This window comes from Mycobacterium sp., assembly GCF_049673265.1.
Lineage (GTDB): Bacteria > Actinomycetota > Actinomycetes > Mycobacteriales > Mycobacteriaceae > Mycobacterium.
In genome coordinates this window covers 1-5,267 of sequence record NZ_JBATXN010000242.1, presented here as the reverse complement: position 1 = coordinate 5,267, position 5,267 = coordinate 1, and the positions used below count along the sequence as shown (strand labels likewise).

Annotated in this window: 6 protein-coding genes; all 6 read left to right on the top strand. The window is 66.1% G+C overall.

The window, feature by feature from the left end:
* The coding region (locus tag WBF82_RS08645) for an NADH-ubiquinone oxidoreductase-F iron-sulfur binding region domain-containing protein (protein ID WP_424382636.1) at positions 1–678 on the top strand (678 nt) is incomplete at its 5' end.
* A complete protein-coding gene (locus WBF82_RS08640) occupies positions 675–971 on the top strand; it encodes a ferredoxin (RefSeq protein ID WP_424382635.1) in 297 nt (98 codons plus the stop codon). The genes WBF82_RS08645 and WBF82_RS08640, both read left to right, overlap by 4 nt.
* Positions 953–2,623: a thiolase C-terminal domain-containing protein gene (locus WBF82_RS08635; RefSeq protein ID WP_424382634.1), complete on the top strand. Its 1,671-nt coding sequence runs from the start codon at positions 953–955 to the stop codon at positions 2,621–2,623. Before WBF82_RS08640 ends, WBF82_RS08635 begins: the two co-directional genes overlap by 19 nt.
* A complete protein-coding gene (locus tag WBF82_RS08630) occupies positions 2,620–3,495 on the top strand; it encodes an alpha/beta hydrolase (protein WP_424382633.1) in 876 nt (291 codons plus the stop codon). The genes WBF82_RS08635 and WBF82_RS08630 overlap by 4 nt, the downstream gene beginning before the upstream one ends.
* Entirely contained in the window at positions 3,495–4,313 is an 819-nt protein-coding gene (locus WBF82_RS08625; protein ID WP_424382632.1) for an NAD(P)-dependent oxidoreductase, read from the top strand. Before WBF82_RS08630 ends, WBF82_RS08625 begins: the two co-directional genes overlap by 1 nt.
* Positions 4,310–5,116: an NAD(P)-dependent oxidoreductase gene (locus WBF82_RS08620; RefSeq protein WP_424382631.1), complete on the top strand. Its 807-nt coding sequence runs from the start codon at positions 4,310–4,312 to the stop codon at positions 5,114–5,116. The genes WBF82_RS08625 and WBF82_RS08620 overlap by 4 nt, the downstream gene beginning before the upstream one ends.
* The last annotated feature ends 151 nt before the right edge of the window (positions 5,117–5,267 follow it).

Sequence of the window (5,267 nt, the reverse complement as noted above, 5' to 3'; positions counted from 1 at the left end):
GAAACGCTGGCCAACCTGCCCTTCCTGCAGAGCAACGGCTCGGCTGCGTTCCGCTCCCAAGGCACCCCGCTGTCGCCGGGCACGTTCCTGGCGACCATCACCGGAGCGGGACGACCGCCGGTGCTCTACGAACTGCCGCACGGCCTACCCTTCACTGAACTGCTTGCCCTGCATGGGATTTCACCAGACCGAGTGCGGGGCGCGCTGATGGGCGGGTACTTCGCCGGCCTGCTGGACCGACGGGTGCTGGAGACATCGCTGGACCACGAGACGTTTCGCCGGTTTGGCAGCGGCCTGGGCTGCGGCGCGATCTCGGTAATGACCGACGACTGCCCGGTCGCGGTAGCCGCCGCGGTGCTGGCCTACTTCGATCGTGAAAACGCCAGCCAGTGCGGCTCCTGTTTCAACGGGACGGCGGCGATGGCTGCCGCCGCGGGCGCATTGCGCGACGGCGCCGCCACTGTGGAAGACGTAGAGCGACTGCGCCGTTGGTCGGTGGTGCTCCGCGGGCGCGGTGCTTGCGCGACCCTGGACGCCGCGACGAACGTCGCGGCAAGCCTGCTCGCTCAGTTTCCCGACGAGGTCGCGCGCCATCTGGAAGGCGCCTGCCAAGGCTGCAGCAACGGGCCGTTCCGCGCCGACCGTCCCTACGAGGCGGAGGTGGTGACGCAGGCATGAAAATTCGCCTCGACCGCACGGTCTGCGACGGCTTCGGTATCTGCGCCAAGCATGCACCCGGCTACTTCTCCCTGGACGACTGGGGATACGCGTGCTTGACCGGTGACGGCACCGTGGCCGAAGCCGACGAGCACGCGGTGATGAACGCACTGCTGGACTGCCCGGTGCACGCGATCACCGAGATCGGTGATCTCAAACCCAGCGTTCGCCACCCAGACTTGCGCGACGACGAGGATCCCGCCGCGCACCTCAAAACCGAAGCCAACGAAGCAGAGTGGGGTTTCACGCGTTGACGCAGAACACCGGACGCCCAGCGCCGCTGGTCACCGAGGAGACTGAATTCTTCTGGCGCTCAGGCGCCGACGGCACACTACGGCTGCAGGAATGCACCGACTGCTCGGCGCTCATCCATCCGCCGGCGCCGATGTGCCGCTACTGCCGCTCGCACCGCCTGGAGGTACGAGCGGTGTCGGGCCGGGCGACGCTGGCCGGATTTACCGTCAACCACCGATTCAGCCTGCCGGGCTTGCCCGCACCCTATGTCGTCGCCCAGGTAGCGATCGCCGAAGATCCGCGAGTTCGGCTGACCACCAACATCATTGATTGCGATCCCGAGAAACTGCAGCTCGGTCAGCAAGTCGAAGTCGTCTTCGAGCAGGTCGAAGACGTGTGGCTGCCGTTGTTCCGTCCCATTGAAGACACCCGGCCCGCCGCGCTGCCCATCGACGAAATCGCTCCGGAGCGCTTCGGCGAATACGTCCGCCCGATGCTCACGCCGGAGAAATTCGAAGACAAAGTGGCGCTCACCGGGATCGGCATGTCGGAGATCGGGCGCCGGTTGATGGTGCCAGCTCTGTCGCTGACAGTGGCGGCCTGCGAGGCAGCGATCGCCGACGCCGGCCTGACATTCGACGACATCGACGGCCTGTCAACCTATCCCGGCGGCGGCAACCTCGGAGGTTTCGGCGAAGGCGGCGTCACGGCGCTGGAAGCGGCGCTGGGCATTCGGCCGACATGGCACAACGGCGGGATGGAGACCTTTGGCCCGGGCGGCTCGGTGATCGCGGCGATGCTTGCCGTCGCCGGCGGCCTGGCGCGTCACGTGCTGTGCTTCCGGACGCTGTGGGAAGCCACCTTCAACGAGCAGATGAAACAGGGCAAGATCGCTGTGTCGATGGGCCGCAGAGCCGACTGGCTGATGCCGTTCGGCGCTACTTCGGCGGCCCACACATTGGCGCAGAACGCGCAGCGCCACTTCCATCGTTACGGCACTACGAAGGAAACGCTGGGCTGGATTGCGTTGAACCAGCGCGCCAATGCCGAACTCAACCCGTCGGCGGTCTACCGGTCGCCGATGACGATGGACGACTACCTGAACGCCCGTCCGATCACCACACCGTTCGGGCTCTACGACTGTGACGTGCCGTGCGACGGCGCCATCGCCGTCATTGTGTCGGCCGTCGACGCCGCCCGCGACATGGCCAAGCCGCCGGTGTTGGTGGAGGCGGTGGGCACGCAGATCATCGAGCGAATTGACTGGGACCAAAGCACATTGACCCACGAGCCGCAGGTGCTCGGCCAGTCGGCACACCTGTGGTCGCGTACCTCGCTGCGGCCGGAAGACGTCGACGTCGCCGAGTTGTACGACGGGTTCACCATGAATTGCCTGTCCTGGATTGAAGCGTTGGGGTTCTGCCGGATCGGTGAGGCCAAGGAATTCCTCGACGGCGGCAAGAACATCGCCCGCGACGGTCAGCTGCCACTCAACACGCATGGCGGTCAGTTGTCGCACGGCCGTACCCATGGCATGGGTCTGCTGCATGAAGCCGTCAGCCAGCTGCGCGGCGAAGCCGGGCCGCGGCAGGTCGCCGACGCCCGCGTCGGCGTGGTCAGCAGTGGCGGCCTAACACCAAGCGGCGTACTACTACTGCGGGCCGACACATGAGTCCCCATCCGCGGGTCGTCATCGTCGACAGCGTACCGATGTCCGCGATCGTCGCCGAGGCGCCCGACCCGCGGGCGGTCATCGTGGCCATTCACGGCGGAGGCACCACCTCAATCTATTTCGACTGTCCAGGCCACCCCGAATCGTCCCTTCTTCGAACGGGCGCCGCACACGGATTCACCGTGGTGGCGCTCGATCGCCCCGGCTACGGCAGCTCGGCCCCCTACCCGGAGGCGATGGCTCACCCCGAGCAGCGGGTCGCGCTTGCGTACGCGGCGGTCGATCGTATCGTCGGCGACCGGCCGCGCGGCGCGGGCTTGTTTTTGATGGGGCACTCCGGCGGATGCGAATTGACGATGCGGATGGCTGCTAGTGAACGCGGTAGCGATCTACTGGGCATCGAATTGGCCGGCACCGGCCGGCACTACCATCCCGCAGCCCGCGACATGCTGAAGACGGCCACCCGGGAACGCCGCCCAGCAGGTCTGCGTGAACTGCTGTGGCACCCCGAACGGCTGTATCCACCCGAAGTACTCAGCGGGGCAACGGTTTATCCCGGCGCTCCGCCCTATGAGGACCTGATGGTGTCCAACTGGGCCCGTCAGGACTTCCCGGCGCTTGCCCCCGCCGTATCGGTCCCGGTGCACTTCAGCATCGCCGAATACGAGAAGGTTTGGCAGACCGACGCTTCGGCGATAAGCGAGATCGAGGCGATGTTCTCCAGCGCGCCGCGGTTCGTCGTCCATCACCAAGCCGAAGCCGGACACAACATCAGCCTCGGCCACACCGCCGCGGCCTACCACTCGACAGTTCTGGAGTTCGCCGAGGAATGTGTCGTCGCGCGTGAAAGTCCCGATTTGGAGGCCGGTTGATGCACGTCGGATTCATTGGCTTAGGCAGCCAGGGCGCCCCGATGGCGCGTCGGATCGCCGAAGCCGGCTTCCCTACCACGCTGTGGGCGCGCCGACCGGCGTCGCTTGAGCCGTTCGGCGAAACCGCGGCCAAGGTCGCCGGATCGCCGGCGGAACTCGCGGCCAGCAGCGATCTCGTCTGCCTCTGCGTGGTTTCAGATGCCGACGTCGATGAGATCACCGGCGGCCAGAACGGGGTGCTGGCCGGACTCAAACCGGGCGGCATCATTGCCATCCACAGCACCGTGCATCCCAAGACCTGCCATGCATTAGCTGAAACGGCTGCAGCGCAAGGTGTCTCAGTTGTCGACGCGCCGGTCAGCGGCGGCGCGCCGGCGGTCCAGCAACGTCGTCTGCTGGTGATGGTCGGCGGCGATGCCGACGTCGTCGAGCGCTGCCGCCCGGTGTTCGAGACCTACGCCAACCCGGTCGTGCACCTGGGTGATCTGGGCTCCGGACAAACCACCAAGCTGTTGAACAACTTACTGTTCACCGCCAACCTGGGAACCGCGGCAACGGCTTTGGCGCTCGGAGAGGCGCTCGGAGTTCTTCCAGACCGGCTCACCGAGGTCATCTCGCGCGGCAGCGGAAACAGCTTTGCGCTCAATACTCTCGGCGGTGACACCGGCGGTTTAGACCGCCTCGCCGGCCTCGCGGGGACGCTGCTTCAGAAAGATGTCCGCTTGGTCGCCGACCTCGCCGGCGCGGCTGGCGTCCCCGGCGGCGCCGTGCTCGACGCCGCCGACGCCACCCTGACCCTGATGGAACATCCACGGTGAGAATCGGATTCATCGGTGCGGGACGGATGGGCCGTCCCATGGTGACCCGCCTCATCGAGGCGGGCCACGACGTCGCGGTGTTGGGTCGCACCGCCGAGAAGCGATCTGCCGTAGCCCAATTAGGCGCCGAAGGGGTCGCCGATGCGGCTGCGGTGACGGCGAACGCGGATGCAGTGGTGGTCTGCGTGTTCACCGACCAACAGGTGCAACAGATCTGTCTGGACCCTTCTGACAGTGGCCTGCTCGCGACTATGGCGCCGGGCTCGGCGTTGGTGGTGCACACGACCGGCAGTCCGCGCACAGTTGAGACCATCGCCGAACGTGCCGCTCCGCACGGTGTCGACGTCGTCGACGCACCGGTCAGCGGAGGCCCGCACAATGCAGCTGCCGGGGCCCTGACGCTATTCGTCGGTGGCAGCGAGGATGCCGTGACGCGCGTACACCCGGTGCTGAGCTGCTACGGCGATCCGATCCTGCACGTCGGTCCGTTGGGAACTGGGCAGAAGGTCAAGCTCGTCAACAATGCGCTGTTCGCGGCGCAAATCGGATTGCTATCCGGCGCTGTGGAACTGGGTGTGCAACTCGGCGTTCCGGAGTCGACGCTGCTCAGCGTGCTTCCGCACGGCAGCGGCGCAAGTCGGGTGCTGGACATCGTCGCCGCGGGCGGATCCGTCGCGTCTTTCATCGGCACGGCGGGTGAATTCGTCGGCAAAGACGTCGCCGTGGCCAGGAGCATCGCCGCCGAACTGGGCAGTGACCTGGGCGTGCTCGACCACCTCATCGAGACGGCGATAAGGGTATGAGATGAGGTCTTTTCGACACGCGATGAACCGTCTACCGTTAGCGTTACAGTCAGGCATTCCGTCGTAACGGTTCCAGCCGCCAGTCCGCGCTGAGGAGATGCAATGACCAAACCGAAGGTTGTTTTTGATCCGTTCTCCGAGGAGTTCTTCA

Coding starts and splice junctions, on each gene's coding strand:
- WBF82_RS08630 (WP_424382633.1), top strand. CDS start 2,620: ATGAGTCCCCATCCGCGGGTCGTCATCGTCGACAGCGTACCGATGTCC.
- WBF82_RS08625 (WP_424382632.1), top strand. CDS start 3,495: ATGCACGTCGGATTCATTGGCTTAGGCAGCCAGGGCGCCCCGATGGCG.
- WBF82_RS08640 (WP_424382635.1), top strand. CDS start 675: ATGAAAATTCGCCTCGACCGCACGGTCTGCGACGGCTTCGGTATCTGC.